This is a genomic window from Acrocarpospora catenulata (assembly GCF_018476525.1).
GTDB lineage: Bacteria > Actinomycetota > Actinomycetes > Streptosporangiales > Streptosporangiaceae > Acrocarpospora > Acrocarpospora catenulata.
Window position 1 is genome coordinate 19,669 of record NZ_JAHCST010000062.1, and the last position, 21,425, is coordinate 41,093.

Here is a 21,425-nt window from a genome sequence, read left to right on the forward strand (position 1 = left end):
GTTCACCCGAAGCGCCGTACCAGCCTGCGGAACGGCCCGGGTGCCGCCCCGCGCAGCCGCGCCGGCACCCGGAGCCAGCCCGGCACGTACGACTCGGCCCGCCCCTCGCGCACGGCCGTCACGATCGCCCGGGCCACCCGCTCGGGCGGGATCGGCCGCGGCCACCGGCGGCCGTACTCGGCCCCACGCCGCTCGAAGAACGGCGTGGCCACCACCCCGGGCAGCACAGTCGACACCCCGATCCGCGGCGACCCGCGCAACTCCTGGTGCAGCGCCTCGGCGAACACCAGCAACCCCGCCTTGGTCGCCGAGTACACCGCCTCGTTCCCCACCCCGACCGCCCCGGCGATCGACGCCACGAACACGATGTGCCCCGCCCCCGCCGCCACCATCCCCGGCAACAACGACCGGGTCAGCCGCATCGGCGCCGTCATGTTGACCGCCACCAACTCCGCCAGCCGCGCCTGCGGCATCCCCACGAAGGGCCCGGCCCACCCCACCCCCGCATTGTTGATCAGCACATCCACGGGCCCGGCCCGCGTCGCCAGAATGTCGGTATCCCCCGTCACATCGGCCACGATGACCCGCCCATCGGTCTCGGCGGCCACCGCCTCCAACCGCGCCCTGTCCCGCCCCGTCAACACCAGCCGCGCCCCGGCCTCCGCCATCGCCCGCGCGGTAGCGGCGCCGATCCCAGAAGAGGCCCCTGTGATCAGAACCCGGGCACCGGCAAGCCTCATGACACTCCTCGACGCGAATGGCGGCCATCAGGGCTTTCGTACCCCGGACCGGCGTCCTTCCGTCGATTCATCCGCCAGAGCTGGCCTGGCATTGCCTCAATTAATGATCTCCCTGGGTGATGTCAGGCGCCGGATCTGCCGCGCAGGCGGCGTAGCATGCGGGCGTCCTCGAAACCCACCTCGCGGGCCGCGGATTCGACCATCGTGCCGTGGCTGATCAGGTGCTGTGCGCGCTCCAGGCGGAGGGTCTGCTGGTAGCGCAGTGGGGTCAGGCCGGTCGCGCGGGTGAAGGCCCGGGTCAGGGTGCGTTCGCTGACTCGCACGTGGGCCGCCAGGTAGGCCAGGGGTAGGGCCTCGGTGAAGCGGCTGTCGATCAGGTCCTGTACGCGGTGGACCGTGTCGTCCACGTGGGAACGGTGCCGGAGCATCGCGCTGGCCTGGGGTTCGTGGCCGTTCCGCCGGGCGTAGACGACCATCTCGCGGGCGACCCTGGCGGCGGCCGCGGGGCCGTGCCGTACCGCGAAAAGGTGCAGGGCCAGGTCGATGCCGCTGGCGATGCCCGCGGAGGTCACCACGCGGTCGTCGACGGTGAACAGCACGTCGCGGATCACGGTCGCGCGCGGGTAGCGGGCGGCCAGCTCGTCCTGGAGGTCGTGGTGGGTGGTGCACCGGCGGCCGTCCAGCAATCCGGCCTGGCCGAGGGCGTCGGCTCCGGCGCAGACGCTGGCCACGGTGCCGCCGGCGGCGTGGTGGGCGCGCAGGCGCTCCAGATCTTCCGGGCGCAGGGGCTTGCGCAGGGGAGCGGCCCGCCAGCCCGGCACCACGACCAGGTCGTCCGCCGTGAGGCCGGGCCAGCTGGTCTCCGCCGTCAGCGGCAACCCCTGCGCGCTGGTCACCTGCTCCCGCGCGGCCACGTACCGCAGCTCGTACGGGTGCCCGAGCGAGGCACCCGTGCCGAAGACCTGGGCCGGCCCGGCCAGATCCAGCAGGTGCACCTCCGGCACCAGGACGAAGACGACGCGGGTCATGCCAGCTCGGCCACCGTGACAATCCGTGCGAACCTGTCGCGGAGCACCGCTTCGGTGCGTGCCGTGATCTCCTCGACGCTGAAGCCGCCCACCGGGTTGGTGGTGGTCGCGTCGATGACGAACAGCACCTGGTAGCCGAGATCGCTGGCGAGCCGGGTCGTGGTCTCCACGCACTGTTCGGTCCGGATCCCGCACACCGCCAGCTCGCGTACCCCTGCCTCGGTGAGCAGTTGCTGGAGGTTGGTGGTGGTGAAGGCGTTGTGCGAGGTCTTCTGGAGGGTCGGTTCGCCGGGCAGCGGCCGGGCCAGCTCGTCCATCAGGCGCACGTGGCCGTTGGCCGGGTCGAAGGCGCCACCGCTGCCGGGTTCGGCGTGCAAGACCCACACCACCAGGTCGCTGTCCTCCCTGGCGCGGCGCACCAGCCGGTTCACCGGGTCGGCGATCTTCGGATTGCCGATTTGCTCCCAGCCGGGCTGCGCCCGGAAGGACTCCTGGACATCGATCACGATCAGAGCTCGGTTCATGTTTCTCAGTGTGACCTGCGAAGGCACGTGCTGGTCAGGCCTGATCCAGCCGCGTGCCGGACCGATCTGGTCATCGAACCCGGGCCACCGATCGGCCTGAATTGCGTGATTATTCGGTATTTCGTGTCTGTTTGGGGCTATTGGGGGCGATGTTCCAGGGAGGAGGCGAGAATGATCACACGTCGCCAGTTCTTCATGGCCGGGAGCGTCCTGCTCGTCCGCCCCGGATCCAGCACGGGCGGCAGGCTGGACCCGGTGACGGTGGCCAAGTACGTCACGCCGCTGCCGGTGCCGCCGGTGATGCCGCCCGTCTCCCGAGCCGACGGCCTGGACCACTACGCGATCGGCGTACGCCGGTTCCGGCAGCAGATCCTGCCGCCCGGCAGTCCGCCGACCACCGTGTGGGGGTACGGCTCGGAGCGGCACCCCGGCGGTTTCCACAGCCCGGCGTACACCATCGAGGCCCGTGTCGGCCGTCCGGTACGGGTCACCTGGGTGAACGCGCTGATGGACGGACACGGCGACTTCCTGCCCCACCTGCTGCCGGTGGACCCCACGCTGCACTGGGCCAACCCGCCAGGAGGGGTGTCCGGCCGGGACACACGCCCGAAGTTCGCCGCCACACCCCCGCGCTACCAGGGCCCGGTGCCGATCGTCACCCACCTCCACGGCGGTCGCAACGCCGACTACGTCGACGGCTACCCCGAGGCGTGGTACCTCCCGGCCGCCCGGAACATCCCCCAGGGATACGCCACCGAGGGCTCCAAGTACACCGACTTCGCGGCGCGTTTCGCCGCGAAGGAGGGCTTCTTCTGGGAGCCGGGTTCCGCGGTGTTCCAGTACGCCAACAGCCAGCCGCCCACCACGATGTGGTACCACGACCACACACTGGGGATCACCAGGCTCAACGTCTACGCGGGCCTGTCCGGTTTCTACCTGCTGCGCGGCGGACCGGACGACCTTCCCGCGGGCGTGCTGCCAGGACCGGCCCCCGCACTCGGCGACCCTCCGGGCGTGACCTACCACGAGATCCCCATGGTCATCCAGGATCGGTCCTTCAACCCGGACGGCTCGCTGTTCTACCCGGAGAGCCGTCGCTTCTTCGACCAGTTCGCGGGGCCGTACATTCCGGGCAGTGACGTGCCCCCCATCTGGAACCCGGAGTTCTACGGCGAGACCATCGTGGTCAACGGCCGGACCTGGCCCGTGCTGACGGTCCAGCCGCGCCGGTTCCGCTTCCGCCTCCTCAACGGGTGTAACTCCCGGTTCCTGCTCCTCAAGATCGTGGGTAACCCGCTCGCGCAACGCCCGGCCACGCCCGCGGTGCCTTTCTGGCAGATCGGGGCGGACGGGGGCTTTCTGCCGAGGCCGGTACAGCTCCCGAGCCTGCTGCTGGCGCCCGCCGAGCGGGCGGACGTGATCGTCGACTTCACCGGCATCCCCGCCGGCACGGAACTGTTCCTGATCAACGAGGCGCCGGACGGCCCGTTCCAGGGAGCCGCGAAGGCGGCCCCGGCCAACCCGGAGACGACCGGGCAGGTCATGAAGTTCACGCTGCGGCCCCGCACGGGACGCGACACCACGGTTCCGCCCGGCCAGCTCACCCTGCCCCCGTTCGTCCCGCTGGGTGAGGCGTCGGCGACGCGCGAGGTCGCCCTGCTGGAGCACCTGATGCCTCCCGGGGGCGGCTCGACGGCGGCCCTGCTCGGCACCCTCCCGGGCCCGGTGGCCAGGATGTGGTCGGATCCCATCACCGAGAACCCCGCGGTGGGGGCTGTCGAGACCTGGCGGATCCACAACTTCACCGTGGACGCGCACCCCATCCACGTTCACGAGGTCCAGTTCCAGGTCGTCGGGCGGCAGCCGCTCCAGGGCGCCGCCAGGGCCCCGGAACGTGGGGAGTCCGGGTACAAGGACACGGTGATCACGTACCCGGGCGAGATCACCACGATCAAGGCGAGATTCGGCCAGCCGGGTCTCTACGTGTGGCACTGCCACATCCTCGAACACGAGGACAACGAGATGATGCGCCCCTACCGGGTCGGACCGGCCTGACCGCCGCGTCAGAAATTTCGGAAACACCCGCCCCAGTCCGGACATGTGTATCAATGACATGTCACTTCCGGAAGGGTGCGCTGTGGGTCCCACGCAGACGTTCGAGGAGCTCTACCTCGCGCACTATCCGGACTTACTGGCATACGTACGTCGCCGTACCGACTCCCCGGACGACGCGGCCGACGCGCTCGCGGAGACCTTCACCACCGCCTGGCGGCGCATCCACGAACTCCCGCCCGGCCCCGAGGCCCGCCTCTGGCTGTACGGCGTGGCCCGCCGCGTCCTGGCCAACCAGCGCCGCGGCGAAATACGGCGGTCGGTGCTGGCGGCCCGCCTCCGCGAGGAGCTGACGGTCTGGGACGAAGGTCCGCCCGACCACGACCACGACGCCGTACGGGCCGCCTTCCACCGGCTCAGCCCGGACGACCGGGAACTGCTCGCCCTGGTCAGCTGGGAGGGCCTGACCGCACCGGAGATCGCCGCCGTCATGGGCTGCTCCCGGGGCGCGGTCCGCATCCGGCTGCACCGGGCCAGGAAACGCCTGGCCAGAGAGCTCGACTCGGCGGGTCTCGATCTTTCCAGGTACGGCTCCCGCGCCGTCAAACTCGCGGAGGGCCAGTCATGAACCCCAGAATCGACCGCCTCGTCACCGGCCTGGCCCGCGACCCGGGCCCCGGCCTGACCCCGGGCGCGCGCGAACTCCTCAACGAGATCACCAGAATCCCGGCGCCCCGGCCCGTCGCCAAGGTACGCCGTCGCTGGCGGGGTGCCTGGGCCATGGTGCCCGCCATGTTCACCGTGATCCTGGCCTGGGCGCTCACCGCTCCCGCGCAGGCCGCCCTGGACATCCGGCGGGACGGCGCGTTCTTCACGGTGGTAGTCAACGACCCGCACGCCTCCCCGAGCGTCTACCGCGAGGAGCTCCGGGCCGCGGGGCTGGCCATCCGGATCGTGACGGCGCCCGCGTCCCCCGGACGGGTCGGCAGCGTCACCATGCTGCGCGAATCCATTCTGCGCACGATCGTGACCGGCGGCAGCACGCCGGCTCCCGGCTTCGGCGACGTGGCGGGGTCGGAGCTGCCCTGGGATTCCGGGTCGGCCGGCGCGATCCAGCCGCTGGGATCGTGCGAACCGGGGGAGGCCTGCTTGCTCGGCATCCGCGTCTCCGCCGAAAACCGGGCCGCGACCGTCATCCAGCTCGGCCGTCCCGCCGAACCCGGCGAGACGTACGTGGTCACCTCCCGCCTGGACGAAACCGGCGAACTCCTGCACTGCGTACCGTTCGTCAACCGCAGGGTCTCCGAGGTCAGATCCCTGATCGCCGAACGTGGCGTGCGCACCATCAAGTGGGTGGACCACCGGACCCGCAAGGAACTGCCCTCCCCGCCGGGCTTCTGGTACGTGCGCGAAGGCTGGCCGTACTCCGACGACACCGTGGTCCTCTACGTCGGGCCGTCCCCATCGTCGGCCACCGACGCCTGCGCGGGCCCCGCCAACATCTGATCACTCTCAAGGACTGATCCCCGCATGCTCACTGAGGTTCGCTTCGCGCTGCCCAAAAACATCCGGCCATCCCATCATCGGCTGTTTCTGACCGTCCTGCTGGCCGCCGCCGCGCTCCGCGTGGTCACGATGCTCGGCTACCCGCCCGCCCAGCTCTACTGGTACGACTCGTTCACCTACCTGGACACCGCCCACGACCTGCGCCCGTCGGCCACCTTCCACCCCGTCGGCTACCCGCTGTTCCTCTGGCTGCTGGCCCCCTTCCGCAGCGTCGCCGTGGTCGCCGCCGTCCAGCACCTGCTCGGCCTGGCCACCGCCGTGATCATCTACGCCGCGCTGCGCCGCCACCGCCTGCCCGCCTGGCTCGCCACCTTGGCCACCGTCCCCCTCCTGTTCGACGCCTCCTTCCTCCGCCTCGAACACGCCATCCTCTCCGACACCCTGTTCATCTTCCTGATCGTCGCCGCCCTCGCCCTCACCGACCGCGCCCCGGTCGCCGCCGGCCTGCTGCTCGCCCTCGCCGGGCTGACCCGCACCGTCGCCGTCCCCCTGATCGTGTTGGTCCTGCTGATCCTCCTGGTCCGCCGGCGCTGGCGCCCCGCCCTCGCCTTCACCCTCGCCGCCACCGTCCCCCTCCTCCTGTACGCCGCCTGGTACCACTCCCACCACGGCCGATTCGCGCTGAGCGGCGCCGACGGCGTGGCCCTGTGGGCCCGGACGATGACCTTCGCCGACTGCCGCGTGATCAAGCCCCCGCCCGACGAGGCGCGGCTCTGCCCCACCGAGGCCGTCCAGGACGCCGCCTCCGAGTACGTCTGGGATCCGGACGCCGCCATCAACCGCCTTCCCGGCGGCCGTTTCGCGTACAACTCCCTCGCCCGCGGCTTCGCCCTGCGCGCCATCATCGCCCAGCCCTTCGACTACCTCCGCGAGGTACTCAAGGACGCCGCCCTCACCTTCACCTGGACCCCCGTCCCGCACCCCGCCCGCGTCACCCCCGCCTTCGGCTTCGCCCACGGCATTCAGACCCTTCCGGACCAGCCCCTCATCAACAAAGCAAGCACGAGATATTCAGACATAAGAGGCATTCAGAGCGTCGATCCCTATGCGAGCTTTCTCATCGCCTACCAGTACCTCGCCTACCTGCGGGGCCCTCTGAAGGCGGCCATCCTGCTGCTGGGGGCGTACGCCGCGATCAGGAGCCCGAGAACGGCCGCCCTGCCCTTCGGCACCGCGTTGTACCTGCTCCTCGGCCCCATCGCCGTCCTCGACTTCGACCACCGCTACGTCCTGCCGATGATCCCGATCGCCTGCTGGGCCGCCGCCCTGGCATTCGCCAGAGACGAGCCATCGTGAAACCTAGCAAAACCGAGTAAGTTCGCGTTAGCGTGGAAGCTACGTCACCCGGTCATAACGAGCGTGAAACGCCAAATATCCTGACCTGCATCGGAACGCGCGTAGACGTAGTCACACCAATGACAGTGAGTGATACGACCCGGTCGCCATGTTATGGGCCGACTCTCCGTAGTCGCGCTCAACTGAACCGAGAAAGTCAGCATCGAGAGGTGCCGAGTGAAGCGACCAACGATCACCGACATCGCCAGAGCGGCGGGAGTGTCCAAGGGCGCCGTCTCCTAGGCGCTCAACGGCCAGGCCGGGGTGTCGGAAGGCACCCGGCAGCGGATCCTCACGATCGCCGACCACCTCGGGTACCGGGCCAGCATCGCCGCCCGCGCCCTGGCCGGAGCGCGGGCGAAGGTGATCAGGCTGGCCCTGCCGCGTCCGCCGTCCGGTTGCTCATCGCGCGACCGCGGCCCACCGCCATCGTCTACGACAGCGATGTGATGGCCCTGGCGGGGCTCGGCGTGGCGCGGGAACTGGGCCTGCGCGTGCCCGCCGACCTGTCCGTCCTGGCCTGGGGTGACTCCCCCCTCTGCGCTCTGGTCCGGCCTGCCATCACCTCATTGAGCCGGGACGCCGTCTCCGACGGGGGACACGCGGTCCGGTTGCTGCTCGACTGCGTCGAGGGCGAGGCGCCGGCGCACGTCGAGGTGCGGGCGCCCGAACTGATCATCCGGGCCAGTACGGGTTCGGCCTGATCCCATTGACACCGCTGTGAGGTAAGACGTAATTTCGTGATGCTTACCCGGTTAAGCCAAATTCTCCGGGAGCCTTGGCGTGCTTGGGCGAGAGCGCGCCATAGGGCTGGATCGGCCGAGCTAACGTGTCTCGGTTCGCATCACGATCACTTGCAATACCGGTTCAGTCCTGGGATCACTCGACCCCACCCCCTTGAGGAGAATCCGTGATCGCCACCCAATTCCCGGACACCGGCTGGACGCTCACGGCGGTGCCGGACGACGTCGCCATCGCCGACGTTCCGGCGACCGTGCCCGGGTGCGTCCACACCGATCTCCTGGCCGCCGGGCTGATCGCGGATCCGTACCTGGACGACAACGAGACCCGGCTCGGCTGGATCGGCCGCACCGTGTGGGCGTACGAGAGGAGTTTCCGGTGGTCTCCTGACCAGAACACCGAAACCGACCTCGTCTGCCACGGTCTCGACACCGTCGCCACGGTGATCCTCAACGGGGGGCGGGTCGCGTCCACCGCGAACCAGCACCGCTCCTACCGGTTCCCGGTGCGGCACCTCCTGCGGGAGGGCGACAACCGGCTGACCGTGATCTTCGACTCCGCGTACGACATGCTGTTGACCCTGCTTCCCGGGGAGGTCGCCCACATCTCGGTCACGACCGATCAGGACCTGGATGTGGCGGCCCTGGTCCGCGCGCCCGTGCTGCGTGTGGTGAACGGATAAACAGCTCCTCGTGCGGGCGCTTTGGGACGGAGCGCCCGCACGAGGCCATTCCCGCATTGATTTTCCTATTTGCTTGAATCGCTCCAATTGTGTAAAGCAATAAAGAGTTAACGGCCGAAAAACTATTGAAACTTAACTGGTTCAGTCCTTGACTCAGGAATTGCTGGCATCCCAGGTCCGGATTCCCAACTCGTCAGGGAGACGTACAACATGAGCGGTCACCCCCCACCATGCCGCGGCCCCCCCGCCACCATCCTGGCCATCGTCCTCGCGCTCGTTCTCGCGGTCGGCGGTGTCAGCCTGTTACGGCCCCAGCGCCGCCTACACCTCGGTCCTGAACGCCCTCAACGTCGGATCCCCCAACCCCACCCCGACGCCCACGCCGACTCCCACCTCCGGTAGCGGCGGGCAGATCAAGGGCGTGGCCTCCGGCCGATGCGTGGACGTGCCGAACTCCAGCACCACCGACGGCACCCGGGTGCGGCTGTATGACTGCAACGGCAACACCAACCAGCGGTGGACCTACACCGCCGCCCAGGAGCTGCGCGTGTACGGCAACAAGTGCCTGGACGCCGGCGGTTCCGGCAACGGCACCCAGCTCCAGCTGTACTCCTGCTCGGGCGGCAACAACCAGAAGTGGACGCTCTAGAACACTGAGTCCGGTGCGGCGGGGTTTCCGCCGCACCGGCCCTCATCGGGGTCACATCTTCGCCGCGCCGCTGGTCAGTCCGGTCACCAGATGGCGTTGGGCGAGCAGGAAGACGACGGCGGCCGGGACCGCGATCAGCACCGCCGAGGCGGTGAGCAGGCCCCAGTCCGACCAGTGCTGGCCCACGAACTGCTGCAGGCCCACGCCGAGCGTGCGTTTCTCCTCCTGCGACATGAACACGGTGGCGTACGCGACCTCACCCCACGCCGTCATGAAGCAGTAGAAGGCGGTCACCGCCAGGCTGGGCCGGGCCAGCGGCAGCACCAAGCGCCAGAACGTGCCGAACGGGGTGAGGCCGTCCACCAGCCCCGCCTGGTCGATCTCCCGGGGAATGGTGTCGAAGTAGCTCTTCATCATCCAGGCGCAGAACGGCACGGCCACCGTCAGGTACGCGATCACCAGACCGGGGATCTGGTTGAGCAGCCCCAGACCGGCCATCAGGTTGTACAGCGGCACGATCAGGATCGCGACGGGGAACATCTGGGTCACCAGCAGCAGCCACATGACCCCCCGGTGGCCGGGGAAGCGGAAGCGGCTGATGGCGTAACCGGTGGTGGCGGCGACGAACACGCCGAGGGCGGTGGTCAGTGCCGCCGCGAGCACCGAGTTGAGCAGCCAGGTGGGAAACTCGGTCTCGGTGAGCACCCGCGCGTAGTTGCCGAGCGAAGGCTCGTTGAATATCTGCAGTTCGGTGGAGAGCCACCCGTCTCTCGGCTTGAGCGAGGTCAGCACCAGCCAAACGACAGGGAAGATCGAGATCGCGGTGGCCACCAGCAGGCCGCCGTGGAGCAGGGCGGACGCCACGCGACCGCGCTCGTGCCTGCCGCCGGAAGTCACTGTGCTCACCAGACTTCCCCCTGCCTGCGCAGTGCGCGCCGGTAGACCGTGGCCAGGACGACGAGCAGGGCCAGGATGATCGCCCCCCAGGCAGCGGAGCCCGAGTAGTCACGCACGCCGGTGAACGCCTCCCGGAAGGCGTACGTCACCAGGATCTCCGTGGAGTTGCCCGGCCCGCCCCCGGTGATCAGGAAGATCATCGGGAACATGTTGAATGTCCAGATCGTGCCGAGCAGCACGACCGTGCTCGACACCGAGCGCAGCCCGGGGACCGTGACGTGGCGGAACCGCTGCCAGGCCGTCGCGCCGTCCATCTCGGCCGCCTCGTACAGGTCGGCCGGGATCGACTGCAGGCCGCCCAGCAGGGCCACCATCATGAACGGCACTCCGGCCCACACGTTCACCGCGATGACCGCCAGTTTCGCCGTGGTGGGATCGTCCAGCCAGCCCACCGAGCCGAACCCGGCCGCCTCCAGCATGGCGTTGAGCACGCCGTAGTCGGTGTTGAACAGGTACCGCCAGATGAAGGCGGCCACGAAGGCCGGGATCGCCCAGGGCAGGATCAGCAGCACCCGGTACGCCGAGCGGAACCGCAGCTTGCGGTGGAGCATCATGGCCAGCCCCAGGCCGATGCCGTAGTGCAGGCTGACGCAGGCCACCGTCCAGAGCACCGTCCAGCTCAGCCGCTCCCAGAACAGGCTGCTGGTCAGGATGTCGGCGTAGTTCGCCAGACCGACGAACTCATAGGTGGCCGGGATGACGTTGACGCCGATGGTGCGGCCCACGTTGGCCTCGGTGGCGTCCGTCAGGGACAGGTAGAGTCCGCGCAGCAGGGGCCAGCCGATCAGCACGCCGACGACGACCAGCACGGGCGCGGTCATCGCCCAGGCGTACCAGTGGCGTCCCCAGGCCCGCCGCAGCGGCCCCGGCTGGCGGAGGGACCTCCGCCCAGCACGGTGGCCGCGGTTGCCCGCGGCCCCGTCCCTGGTCGTGCCGGCCGCACGTCCAGTAGAGATCACCACTGGTCAGCTCCAGTCCTTCATGATCCCGTGGTACTTCTCGTCGACCTGCTTGAGCATGTCCTGCGGGGTGGTGCCGCTGAGCAGGGCCTGGTAGCCCTCCAGCAGCGGCTGGAACAGCTGGCCGCCCTCGGGGATCCACGGCCGTCCCACGGCGGTGTCCAGGATCGGCTTGAAGACCGCCACATCCGGGTTGGCCGTGACCTTCGGGCTCTCGAAGCTGGAGCTACGGGTGGGCAGCAGGCCCAGCTCGCCGGAGACGGTGGCCAGGGACTCGGCCGAGCTCATGAAGCGCAGGAACTCGTAGGAGGCGTCGAGGTTCTTGGACCCGGCGTAGATCGCGAGGTTCCAGCCGCCGGTCGGCGCCCCCGCCTTGACCGTGCCGGCGGGCACCGGCGCGATCCCCAGGTTGGTCTTGTCCTTGAACTCGGCGCCCTGGTAGATCTCCGACAGCGCCCACGGGCCGTTGTAGATCATCGCGGCCTTGCCGTCCTTCAGGGCGGTCATGGCGTTGGCGTAGCTGTCCTGGATCGCCGGCTTGGCCGCCGCCCCGGAGGCGACCAGGTCGGCGACGTCGGACATGGCCTTGGCGTTCTGCGGGGTGTCCACGACGATCTTCTTGTTCGTCACGTCGAGCAGGTCGCCGCCCTCGCCGTAGATGAACGGCAGCAGGAAGTAGGAGTCCACGTTCAACGCCAGGCCGTTCACCCCGGTCTTGGCCTTCACGTCGAGGGCGACCTGCTTGAGCTCCTCGACCGACTTGGGCGCCTCCTCGTACCCGGCCTCCTTCAGCAGGCGCTTGTTGTAGAGCAGGGCGAGGGTGTCGGTCACCTGCGGTACGGCGTAGGTCTTGCCCTCATACTTCGTGCTGCTCAGCGGGCCAGGTAAGTAGTCGGACTCGTTGTCGACGGCGCGGGTGCCGTCCAGCGGCTGCAGGTAGCCGAGCGAGGCGAACTGCGAGGTCCAGGCCACCTCAGAGCGGATCACGTCGGGCGCGCCCGTGCCCGCCTGGGCGGCCGTCTGGAACTGGCCCTGCGCCTGGTCGGACGGGACGTTGACGTACTTGACCTTGATCTTCGGGTACTTGGCCTCGAACTCGGCGATCAGCTTCTGGAAGGTCGGGCCCTCGCTGTCGGGGCGGGTGGTGTCCCACCAGGTGATCTCGCCGCTGAGCTGGGCCGGGTCGGCCGGTGCTGAGCCGGCGGGCGCCACCGATGTGCCGTTGTCACCGCTGCCGCAGGCCGAGGCGGTCAGCGTGAGGGCCGTGACAAATGTCAGGGCGGAGATGGCTCGCCGCATGTCTTTCTCCTCACTTTCAGACACGGACACGCCGGCGAACACCGCCCGCTGCGTCCTTGAAGTGAGCAGGACGTTACGCGGCTGCAAGATGGATTGAAAGAGCTTTCAAAGCTTTACATCTCTTTCGTTACATTTGAGCTGAGAGTGGTTCTAGTGCTACCTATAGTGAGTGTTGATCTTGTAAATGGGACACAGGGGGACGATGCTATGCACAGATGTAGGCCTCAAAGGGGCATCGGGAGCCTGGATTGCTGCAACTCATTGCAGAAACAGGCGCCGAGAGGTAACTTCCAGGCAACGCCCTAGGCATCTACGGCAGGGGGAAACTCTTGCAAGGCTTGCAGAACCGCCAGGGTATCCGGGCGTTGGCACAGGTAGGTCGTACAGGGTGGCACCCAGGGTATGCGGGGAACCGCCGTGTCCCAACCGCATCCTTGCAAGATGCTGCAAGAGCCGGACGCTTCGCTAATCTGAAGAACCAGACGCCGTAGATGCTCCGACCGCAAGCGGCGTAACGTCCCATAGCGGGACCGGTTGCGCGGAAAGGAAGGGTGAACGGCCGACATGGTAATGCGCCTCGCCGACATAGCCGCCCACGCGGGCGTGAGTGAGGCGACCGTGAGCCGCGTGCTCAACGGGAAACCGGGCGTCGCGCCCGCGACCCGTCAGGCCGTGCTCACCGCGCTCGACGTGCTGGGATACGAGCGCCCACCCAAACTCCGGCAACAGCAGACCGGGCTGATCGGCCTGATCGTGCCCGAGCTCACCAACCCGATCTTCCCGGCCATGGCCCAGGTCATCGAGAACGCGCTCGCCCTGTCCGGCTACACGGCCGTGCTCTGCACCCAGACCCCCGGCGGCATCACCGAGGACGACTACACCGACCTGCTGCTCGAACGAGGCGTCGCCGGCATCATCTTCATCAGCGGCCTGCACGCCGACTCCCGCTCCAACCGTTCCCGGTACGTCCGCCTGCGGGAGCTGGGCCTGCCCATGGTGCTGATCAACGGCTTCCGGCCCGACATCGACGCCCACTACATCTCCAACGACGACGACGCCGCCCTCGACATGGCCGTCAAGCACCTGGCCTCCCTCGGGCACCGCCGCATCGGCCTGGCCCTCGGACAGGAGCGCTTCGTGCCCTCCATCCGCAAGACCAAGGGCTTCCTGCGCGGCATGGCCGAGTACGTGGGCGTGCGCGACGCCTCCGACCTGGTCGTCAACACCCTCTACACGGTCGAGGGCGGGCAGTCCGCCGGGCAGCAGCTCCTGGAGCGCGGCTGCACGGCCATCTGCTGCGGCAGCGACATCATGGCGATCGGGGTCATCCGCGGCGCCCGCCAGCTCGGCCTGCGGGTGCCGGAAGACGTGTCGGTCGTCGGCTTCGACGACTCCCCGATGACCGCCTACCTCGACCCGCCGCTGACCACGCTCCGCCAGCCGGTCCGCGAGATGGGCCTCACCGCCGTGGCCAACCTCCTCGACGAGATCCGCGGCCTCACCGCGCCCTGCAGCGAGCTCCTCTACCGGCCGGAACTCGTGGTCCGCAACTCCACCGCCCCGGTTCCCGCCAAACTCTCGGCGGCCGGCTGACCACTCACTCCGGCCGTAGGTGCGGCCGGAGCGACTCCAGCACCGCCGGGTCCTCGATCGTCGAGGGCACGGGCTCGTCGTGGCCGTCGGCGATCGCGCGCATCGACTTGCGCAGGATCTTCCCCGACCGGGTCTTCGGCAGGCCGTCCACGACCGTGACCTCCTTGAAGGCGGCCACCGGGCCGATGTCGCGGCGCACCGCCGCCACGAGCTCCGCTTGGAGGGTCTCCCGCGCGATCTCCACACCGGCCTTCAGCACCACGAAGCCGCGCGGCACCTGTCCCTTCAGCGCGTCGTGCACGCCGATCACCGCGCATTCGGCCACCGCCGGGTGCGCGCCCAGCACGGCTTCCATCGAACCGGTGGACAGGCGGTGCCCGGCCACGTTGATCACATCGTCGGTGCGGCCCATGACGAACAGGTAGCCGTCGGCGTCGATGTAGCCGCCGTCGCCGGTCAGGTAGTAGCCGTCGTACCGGGACAGATACGACGAGAGGTACCTTTCGTCGTCGCCCCACAGCGTCGGCAGGGTGCCGGGCGGCAGGGGCAGCCTGATGCAGATCGCGCCTTCGGCGCCGGGCGGCACCTCCTGCCCCGACTGGTCCAGGATCCGCACGTCGTAGCCGGGGACCGGCACGGTGGGGGAGCCGGGCTTGATCGGCATCGGCTCCAGCCCGCGGAGGTTCGCCGCGATGGCCCAGCCGGTCTCGGTCTGCCACCAGTGGTCCACCACCGGCACACCCAGCTGCGCCGAGGCCCACCGGTAGGTCTCCGGGTCGAGCCGCTCGCCGGCCAGGAACAGGGTGCGGAACGCCGACAGGTCGTACTTCGCCGTCTCCCGGCCCTCCGGGTCCACCTTCTTGATCGCCCGTATCGCCGTCGGGGCGGTGAACAGGGCCTTGGCGCCGTACTGGGAGATCACCCGCCAGAACGCGCCGGCGTCCGGCGTGCCCACCGGCTTGCCCTCGTAGAGCACCGTGGTCGCGCCGGCCAGCAGCGGCCCGTACACGATGTAGGAGTGGCCGACGACCCATCCGACGTCCGACGCGGTCCACCACACGTCGCCGGGACCGATGTCGTAGACATTGGCCATCGACCAGGTCAGCGCGACCGCGTGGCCGCCGTTGTCGCGCACCACGCCCTTCGGCTTACCCGTGGTGCCGGAGGTGTAGAGGATGTACAGCGGGTCGGTCGCCGCCACGTCGACGCAGTCGGCCGGCTCGGCCGCCGCCATCAGTTCGTCCCAGTCGAGGTCGCGCTCGCCCATCCGGGCCCGGGCGCGGTCGCGCTGGAGCACGACGACCTTCTCCGGGGCGTGCGGCGTGGCCGCGATCGCCTCGTCCACGATCGGCTTGTACTCCACGACCCGGCTCGGCTCGATCCCGCAGGAGGCGCACACCAGCACCTTCGGCGCGGCGTCGTCGATCCGGGCGGCCAACTCCTTCGGGGCGAACCCGCCGAACACCACCGAGTGCACCGCGCCCAGGCGCGCGCAGGCGAGCATCGCGATCACCGCCTCGGGCACCATCGGCATGTAGATCACCACACGGTCGCCCCGGCCCACGCCGAGCCCGCGCAGCGCCCCGGCGAACCGCGCCACCTGGTCGCGCAACTCGGCGTAGCTGTAGCGCGCGGTCGCGCCGGTCACCGGCGAGTCGTAGAGCAGGGCGGTACGGTCCCCGTGGCCCGCCTCCACGTGCCGGTCCAGCGCGTTGTAGCAGGTGTTCAGCTCCCCGTCGGGGAACCAGCGGTAGAACGGCGCGCGGTCGGCGTCCAGCGCGCGCTGGGGGCGGCGCGACCAGGTCACCGCGTCGGCCGCCGCGAGCCAGAAGGCGTCGGGGTCTTTCATGCTCGCCGAGTAGGCGTCCTGGTAGTCACCCATCATCGATCCCGTCAGTCGTTCGTGGCCGACGCAGCGCTGTGTCGGCAGCCGTGGGTAGCGGGGCAGCCGCGCGTCCCAGGACGCCCGCCCGCACCGCAGGTACGCCGTGCCTCGCCGGGTCTCGTTGACCAGGCTATGCCGACAGTCGCCGCAGAGTCCGGGCGCGGCGCCGAGCTTCCGCCACACCTCCTCGGAGGGGTCAGCGTGGCCGGACATACTCCCCCAGTTCGACGAGCTCCTGCTCGGTGAGCAGCCGCGAGCGGATCAGGAACCGCACACCCTCCGGCGCCTCCAGGGAGAAGCCGCTCCCGCGGCCCGGCACCACGTCGATGGTGAGGTGGGTGTGCCTCCAGTACTCGAACTGCGCGGCGGACATCCAGACCGCGATCGGCTCGCCGACGCCGTCCACCCGGAGATCCCCGAGGTGCACGTCCGCGTTCCCGGTGCGGAACTCCCCGGCCGGGTAGCACATGGGGGCGCTGCCGTCGCAGCATCCTCCCGACTGGTGGAACATCAGCGGGCCGTGCCGGCCGGCCAGGCGGCGCAGCAGGTCGGCCGCGTCGGCGGTGACGTCCACCCGGTTGACTGCCATGGGCGAGGCTCCCTGCTTCGGCTGACGGTCCGGTGCGCGAGAGGCCTCTCGCGCACCGGGCTGCTCGGTCAGAAGAATCCCTGGGCGTTCTGCGAGTATGACACCAGAAGGTTCTTCGTCTGCTGGTAGTGGTCGAGCATCATCTTGTGGTTCTCGCGGCCGATGCCCGACTGCTTGTACCCGCCGAACGCGGCGTGTGCCGGGTAGGCGTGGTAGCAGTTCGTCCACACCCGGCCCGCCTGGATGTCGCGGCCCGCCCGGAAGGCGGTGTTGCCGTTGCGGGACCACACGCCGGCGCCCAGGCCGTACAGGGTGTCGTTGGCGACTTTAATGGCATCGTCGTAGTCGTCGAACCTGGTCACCGCGACCACCGGCCCGAAGATCTCCTCCTGGAAGACGCGCATCTTGTTGTCGCCCTCGAACACGGTCGGCTGGACGTAGTAGCCGCCGGACAGCTCGCCGCCGAGGTCGACCCGCTCCCCGCCGGTGAGGACCTTCGCGCCTTCCTGCTTCCCGATGTCGATGTAGGAGAGGATCTTCTCCAGCTGGTCGTTGGACGCCTGGGCGCCGATCATGGTGTCGGTGTCCAGCGGGTTGCCCTGCTTGATCTTCTTCACCCGCTCCACGGCGTCGCTCAGGAACGAGGAGTAGATGGACGACTGGATCAGCGCGCGGGACGGGCAGGTGCACACCTCGCCCTGGTTCAGCGCGAACATCGCGAAGCCCTCCAGCGCCTTGTCGTAGAAGGCGTCCCGGGCGTCCGCGACGTCGGCGAAGAAGACGTTCGGGCTCTTGCCGCCCAGTTCGAGGGTGACCGGGATGATGTTCTCGCTGGCGTACTGCATGATCAGCCGCCCGGTGGTGGTCTCCCCGGTGAACGCCACCTTCCTGATCCCGCTGTGCTGCGCGAGCGGCTTGCCCGCCTCCACGCCGAACCCGTTCACCACGTTGACCACGCCCGGCGGGATCAGGTCGGCGATCAGCTCCAGCAGCACGTGGATGGACGCCGGGGTCTGTTCGGCCGGCTTGAGGACCACGGTGTTGCCCGCCGCCAGCGCCGGGGCCAGCTTCCAGGTGGCCATCAGGATCGGGAAGTTCCACGGAATGATCTGCCCGACCACGCCGAGCGGCTCGTGGAAGTGGTAGGCGACGGTGTCGGCGTCCAGCTGCGAGATGCCGCCCTCCTGCGCCCTGATCGCGCCGGCGAAGTAGCGGAAGTGGTCGATGGCCAGCGGGATGTCGGCGGCCAGGGTCTCCCGTACCGGCTTGCCGTTCTCCCAGGACTCGGCGACCGCGATGGCCTCCAGGTTCTGCTCGATCCTGTCGGCGATCTTGTTCAGCACCTCGGCGCGTTCCGCCGGCGAGGTACGGCCCCAGGCGGCCGCGGCGCCCTCGGCGGCCCGTACGGCCCGATCGACGTCCGCCGCGGTTCCCCGCGCGACCTCGGTAAACGGCGCGCCCGTGACCGGTGTCGGGTTCGCAAAATATTCACCGCCGGTCGGCGGTACGTATTCCCCACCGATGAAGTGGTCATAACGTGGCCGGAACGCCACCACGCTGCCCGAATCTCCTGGCGCCGCATATGTCGCCATGTGTTCGCCCTCCTAGGTCCTGGACTGACGAGATGCGGCAAAAAATAGAAATCCGGACGTTGCAGCGTCGTTGCAGCGGTGTGAACGGGGGATGTGCTGCCCTTGTCCGCCCAGAAACGGCGAGGCATGCTGCTGTGAGCAAGACCACTTGCGGGGGCGGTCGCTCGGGTGGGCGCACTGCCCTCCTCGACGTCGCCGCGGAGTGGACCATGGACGCTGAGAATGCGAGACCCGCGACCACCATGGATCTGTCAGCCGATCCCACCACGCAGTTCCGCGTGCTCCAGCGGGTCCACGAGGCCGTGTTCAGCGGCGACCGGCCGCGGGTCACCCCGCGCTCGATGATCTTGGACTCCTGGCGGCGCTCCCTCGCGGCCCGGGTCGATCCGGAGGACTTCCGCCCGCCGGTGGTGTACAAGCCGGAGGACGTGCCGGACGTGCGCTCCGCGCATCCGCTCCGCGACGTGCTGCCCCTGCTGCGCGAACTGCTGGTCAGCATCGCCGACGAGTCGTCGTACGTCATGATCGTCACGGACGCGGACGGCACCATCCTGTGGCGGGAGGGGCCCGCCAACCTGTGCCGGCTCGCCGACCCGGTCGGACTGTGCGAGGGCACCGGCTGGGCGGAGGGAGCCATCGGGACCAACGCGATGGGCACCGCCCTCGCGGTCGGCGCCCCGGTGCAGATCTACTCCGCCGAGCACCTGGTCCGCACCTATCACACCTGGACCTGCGCCGCCGCCCCCGTCCGCGACCCCGACAGCGGGCGCGTGCTGGGTGCGATCGACATCAGCGGGCTGCTGCACGAGCTGCACCCCGCCATCGTCACCCTGCTCTCCGCCAGCGCGCGGCTCGCGGAGAACCAGCTGCGCCGCCAGATGGAGGCGCGGGACGAGCGGTTGCGGGACAAGCACCTGTCCCACCTGATCGGCCTGCGCGGCGAGCCGGCCGCGCTGCTCACCAGCACCGGGCGGGTGATCGCCGCCGAGCCGTACGGCGGGCCGTGGCCCGCGCGGCTCACCATCCGGCCCGGCAGCGACCGGGTGCTGCTCGCGGACGGCCGCGAGGCGCTGGTTGAGCCGCTCTCCGAGGGCTACCTGGTCCGGCTGCCGAAGGCGACCCCGGCGTCGCAGGCGACGCGGCGTCCCGTGCTGTCGCTGTCGTTCCTGGGCGAGCGGCCGGTCGCGGTGCTGGACGGCAGGGAACTGCCGATCACCCTGCGGCGCGCCGAACTGCTGGCGCTGCTCGCGCTGCGCCCCGCCGGGCTGACCGCCGAGCAGCTCGCCCTGCAGCTCTACGGCGACGACGGCAACCCGACCACGGTGCGCGCCGAGATCCACCGGCTCCGGGCCCAGCTCGGTGAGGCGGCCATGACCGCCAAGCCGTACCGGCTGCGGGCCGAGGTCGAGGCGGACTTCCTGACCGTGCGGGACGCGCTGCGCTCGGGCGACATCCGCGCCGCGGTGGCGGCGGCGCACGCCCCGCTGCTCGCCAGGTCGGAGGCGCCGGCGATCAGGGCCGAACGCGACCAGCAGGTCACGGCGCTGCGCTCGGCGGTCCTGGACACCCGCGACCACGAGGCGCTGTGGACGTTCGGGCAGAGCGAGTCCGGCAGCGAGGACATCGAGGTGTTCGAGCGCCTCGTCGGGGAGTTGCCCGCCCGCGATCCGCGCCAGGCCGTCGCCGCGGCCAGACTCGCCTGGCTGCTCACCGAGGACGACACGGAGCCGATCAGCCGTCGCGCCGGGTCCGTGCGTGTAGGACGTCGCCGATGAAGAAGTCGTACAGCAGGGCGCCGAGCACGCCGCCGACCAGCGGGCCGACGATGGGGATCCACAGGTAGTTGGAGAATTGGAGGCCCTCGCTCGTCACCGTCCCCGGCACGGCCACCTCGCCCCACCCGGCGAGGAAGGCGAACAACCGAGGGCCGAGGTCACGCGCGGGGTTGATCGCGTAGCCGGCGTTCGCGCCGAAGGACATGCCGATCGCGGCCACCGCGAACCCGATCAGCAGCGGGCCGAGCTTGGCCGATATCGCCTGGCTGCGGCTGTCGACCAGGGCGAGCACCACCACCAGCAGGAGCCCGGTCCCCACGACCTGGTCCAGGAACGGGCCGGTCCAGCCGTCGAAGTAGCCCGCAGGGAACGTCGCGAAAATGGAGAAGGAAGCCACCGCCTGGCCGGAGCTCCGGGGGGTCTGCGCCGCGGCCTCGTACGCGTCGATCGCGGGACGGTAGACCGCGAACACCAGGGCGGCTCCGGCGAACGCGCCGGCGATCTGCGCCGCGCAGAACCCCGGCACCTTCCGCCAGGGGAAGCGGCGGCGCACCGCCATCGCCACCGTGACGGCCGGGTTGAGGTGGGCGCCGCTGACCCCGCCCGCCAGGTAAACGGCGAACGCCACGGCGAGCGCCCAGCCCCAGGTGATCAGCAGCCAGTCGCCCGCCCCCTGGAAGAAGACGGTGGGCGCGCTGGTGCGTCCGGACCCGGGGAGACCCGCCACGGCCATCGCCACGCTGCCCGTGCCCAGCGCGATGAGCACGAACGTGCCGAAGAACTCGGCGAGCAGGTCGCCGTAGCCACCGGCCAGGCGGGCCAGGCCGCGCCGACCGCGCAGGGGAGTGATGTCGAGCACAGGATCCTCCTAGCGTCTTCGCGGCGTCCGGGGAGGAACGCCGCGCGGCGTCACTGTGCGCGGCGCAAGGTTGCAACGGCGTTTCCGGTGATCGTGCAACGCAACTGCAACGAAACCTTGCTTACGTTCCTCCCGTTGTCGGCTGAAAAGGCAGGTGCGAGCTGATATGTCTTCCGTTGAACTCGATCCGCGGCGCGACTACCCGCTGGCGTCCAACCGGCCGGAGCTGCTCAGGACTCCGACGGGCAAGCGTCTCGACGACATCACCATGGCGGCCGTGCTGGCCGGCGAGATCACCGCCGAGGACCTGCGGATCACGCCGGAGACGCTGCGGCTCCAGGCACAGATCGCGGACTCCGTCGGCAGGCCGCAGCTGGGGCAGAACTTCCGCAGGGCCGCCGAACTGACCGCACTGCCGGACGAGAAGGTCCTGGCCATCTACAACGCGCTGCGGCCGCGCGCCGCCACCAAGCAGGAGCTGATCGACATCGCGGACGACCTGGAGCGCGGCTACGCCGCCACGCTCTGCGCCCGCCTGGTGCGGGAGGCCGCGGACGTGTACGAGCGCCGCGGCGTCCTCGCCGACTCAGGAAGGTGAGA

General features: G+C 69.7%; 20 protein-coding genes and 1 pseudogene. 11 read left to right on the plus strand and 10 right to left on the minus strand.

Translation table 11 applies throughout. From position 1 onward, the window contains the following. Positions 1-2: 2 nt before the first annotated feature. The 3 genes from KIP79_RS38030 to KIP79_RS38040 form a co-directional block, all read right to left on the minus strand. Positions 3-740: an SDR family NAD(P)-dependent oxidoreductase gene (locus KIP79_RS38030; protein WP_214109854.1), complete on the minus strand. Its 738-nt coding sequence runs from the start codon at positions 738-740 to the stop codon at positions 3-5. A gap of 122 nt (positions 741-862) precedes the next feature. Further along, a complete protein-coding gene (locus tag KIP79_RS38035) occupies positions 863-1,768 on the minus strand; it encodes a GlxA family transcriptional regulator (protein WP_214109855.1) in 906 nt (301 codons plus the stop codon). Continuing rightward, the gene (locus KIP79_RS38040) at positions 1,765-2,292 is read right to left on the minus strand and encodes a cysteine hydrolase family protein (RefSeq protein ID WP_214109856.1); all 528 of its coding nucleotides are present in this window, start codon (positions 2,290-2,292) and stop codon (positions 1,765-1,767) included. Before KIP79_RS38040 ends, KIP79_RS38035 begins: the two co-directional genes overlap by 4 nt. Before the next feature lie 171 nt (positions 2,293-2,463). On the opposite strand from KIP79_RS38040, the gene KIP79_RS38045 reads away from it, so the two are divergent. From KIP79_RS38045 to KIP79_RS38075, 8 genes and pseudogenes are all read left to right on the plus strand, one after another. Next, positions 2,464-4,347: a multicopper oxidase family protein gene (locus KIP79_RS38045; protein WP_250214504.1), complete on the plus strand. Its 1,884-nt coding sequence runs from the start codon at positions 2,464-2,466 to the stop codon at positions 4,345-4,347. 82 nt (positions 4,348-4,429) lie between these two features. Beyond that, a complete protein-coding gene (locus tag KIP79_RS38050) occupies positions 4,430-4,972 on the plus strand; it encodes an RNA polymerase sigma factor (protein ID WP_308170092.1) in 543 nt (180 codons plus the stop codon). Beyond that, entirely contained in the window at positions 4,969-5,850 is an 882-nt protein-coding gene (locus KIP79_RS38055; RefSeq protein ID WP_214109858.1) for a hypothetical protein, read from the plus strand. The genes KIP79_RS38050 and KIP79_RS38055 overlap by 4 nt, the downstream gene beginning before the upstream one ends. A gap of 24 nt (positions 5,851-5,874) precedes the next feature. Continuing rightward, a complete protein-coding gene (locus tag KIP79_RS38060) occupies positions 5,875-7,206 on the plus strand; it encodes a hypothetical protein (protein WP_214109859.1) in 1,332 nt (443 codons plus the stop codon). A 216-nt stretch (positions 7,207-7,422) separates the two neighbouring features. Next, positions 7,423-7,635, plus strand: a pseudogene (locus tag KIP79_RS50405) (LacI family DNA-binding transcriptional regulator); the annotation flags it as partial. A gap of 8 nt (positions 7,636-7,643) precedes the next feature. After that, positions 7,644-7,949: a substrate-binding domain-containing protein gene (locus KIP79_RS49835; RefSeq protein WP_308170093.1), complete on the plus strand. Its 306-nt coding sequence runs from the start codon at positions 7,644-7,646 to the stop codon at positions 7,947-7,949. A 206-nt stretch (positions 7,950-8,155) separates the two neighbouring features. Beyond that, positions 8,156-8,668, plus strand: a complete 513-nt coding sequence (locus KIP79_RS38070; RefSeq protein ID WP_250214505.1) for a glycosyl hydrolase 2 galactose-binding domain-containing protein — start codon at positions 8,156-8,158, stop codon at positions 8,666-8,668. 292 nt (positions 8,669-8,960) lie between these two features. Next, positions 8,961-9,317: a ricin-type beta-trefoil lectin domain protein gene (locus KIP79_RS38075; RefSeq protein ID WP_214109860.1), complete on the plus strand. Its 357-nt coding sequence runs from the start codon at positions 8,961-8,963 to the stop codon at positions 9,315-9,317. A gap of 51 nt (positions 9,318-9,368) precedes the next feature. Here KIP79_RS38075 and KIP79_RS38080 read toward each other — a convergent pair whose 3' ends face one another. From KIP79_RS38080 to KIP79_RS38090, 3 genes are read right to left on the minus strand one after another with little or no spacing between them, the layout of a single operon-like run. Further along, positions 9,369-10,223, minus strand: a complete 855-nt coding sequence (locus KIP79_RS38080) for a sugar ABC transporter permease (protein WP_214109861.1) — start codon at positions 10,221-10,223, stop codon at positions 9,369-9,371. Next, positions 10,220-11,233 (minus strand): carbohydrate ABC transporter permease, encoded by a 1,014-nt coding sequence (locus KIP79_RS38085; RefSeq protein WP_308170094.1) that lies wholly within the window; start codon positions 11,231-11,233, stop codon positions 10,220-10,222. The genes KIP79_RS38080 and KIP79_RS38085 overlap by 4 nt, the downstream gene beginning before the upstream one ends. 6 nt (positions 11,234-11,239) lie before the next feature. Continuing rightward, complete coding sequence (locus KIP79_RS38090; RefSeq protein ID WP_214109862.1) at positions 11,240-12,532, minus strand: extracellular solute-binding protein; 1,293 nt, start codon at positions 12,530-12,532, stop codon at positions 11,240-11,242. A 564-nt stretch (positions 12,533-13,096) separates the two neighbouring features. Here KIP79_RS38090 and KIP79_RS38095 point away from each other — a divergent pair. Continuing rightward, positions 13,097-14,125 (plus strand): LacI family DNA-binding transcriptional regulator, encoded by a 1,029-nt coding sequence (locus KIP79_RS38095; protein ID WP_214109863.1) that lies wholly within the window; start codon positions 13,097-13,099, stop codon positions 14,123-14,125. Positions 14,126-14,129: 4 nt separating this feature from the next. On the opposite strand, the gene KIP79_RS38100 is transcribed toward KIP79_RS38095, so the two are convergent. The 3 genes from KIP79_RS38100 to exaC all read right to left on the minus strand — a co-directional run bounded on the left by KIP79_RS38100 (position 14,130) and on the right by exaC (position 18,191). Further along, positions 14,130-16,223, minus strand: a complete 2,094-nt coding sequence (locus KIP79_RS38100; protein WP_443611871.1) for a propionyl-CoA synthetase — start codon at positions 16,221-16,223, stop codon at positions 14,130-14,132. Next, positions 16,207-16,599, minus strand: a complete 393-nt coding sequence (locus KIP79_RS38105; RefSeq protein WP_214109864.1) for a DUF779 domain-containing protein — start codon at positions 16,597-16,599, stop codon at positions 16,207-16,209. The genes KIP79_RS38100 and KIP79_RS38105 overlap by 17 nt, the downstream gene beginning before the upstream one ends. A 68-nt stretch (positions 16,600-16,667) precedes the next feature. Continuing rightward, a complete protein-coding gene (gene exaC / locus KIP79_RS38110; protein WP_214109865.1) occupies positions 16,668-18,191 on the minus strand; it encodes an acetaldehyde dehydrogenase ExaC in 1,524 nt (507 codons plus the stop codon). Between the two features lie 209 nt (positions 18,192-18,400). On the opposite strand from exaC, the gene KIP79_RS38115 reads away from it, so the two are divergent. Then, the gene (locus KIP79_RS38115; protein ID WP_214109866.1) at positions 18,401-19,966 is read left to right on the plus strand and encodes a GAF domain-containing protein; all 1,566 of its coding nucleotides are present in this window, start codon (positions 18,401-18,403) and stop codon (positions 19,964-19,966) included. Here the strand turns inward: KIP79_RS38115 and KIP79_RS38120 are convergent. After that, complete coding sequence (locus tag KIP79_RS38120) at positions 19,923-20,825, minus strand: MIP/aquaporin family protein (protein ID WP_308170095.1); 903 nt, start codon at positions 20,823-20,825, stop codon at positions 19,923-19,925. The genes KIP79_RS38115 and KIP79_RS38120 overlap by 44 nt on opposite strands. A gap of 166 nt (positions 20,826-20,991) precedes the next feature. Here KIP79_RS38120 and KIP79_RS38125 point away from each other — a divergent pair, with 166 nt between their 5' ends. After that, positions 20,992-21,423: a diol dehydratase small subunit gene (locus tag KIP79_RS38125; RefSeq protein ID WP_214109867.1), complete on the plus strand. Its 432-nt coding sequence runs from the start codon at positions 20,992-20,994 to the stop codon at positions 21,421-21,423. The last annotated feature ends 2 nt before the right edge of the window (positions 21,424-21,425 follow it).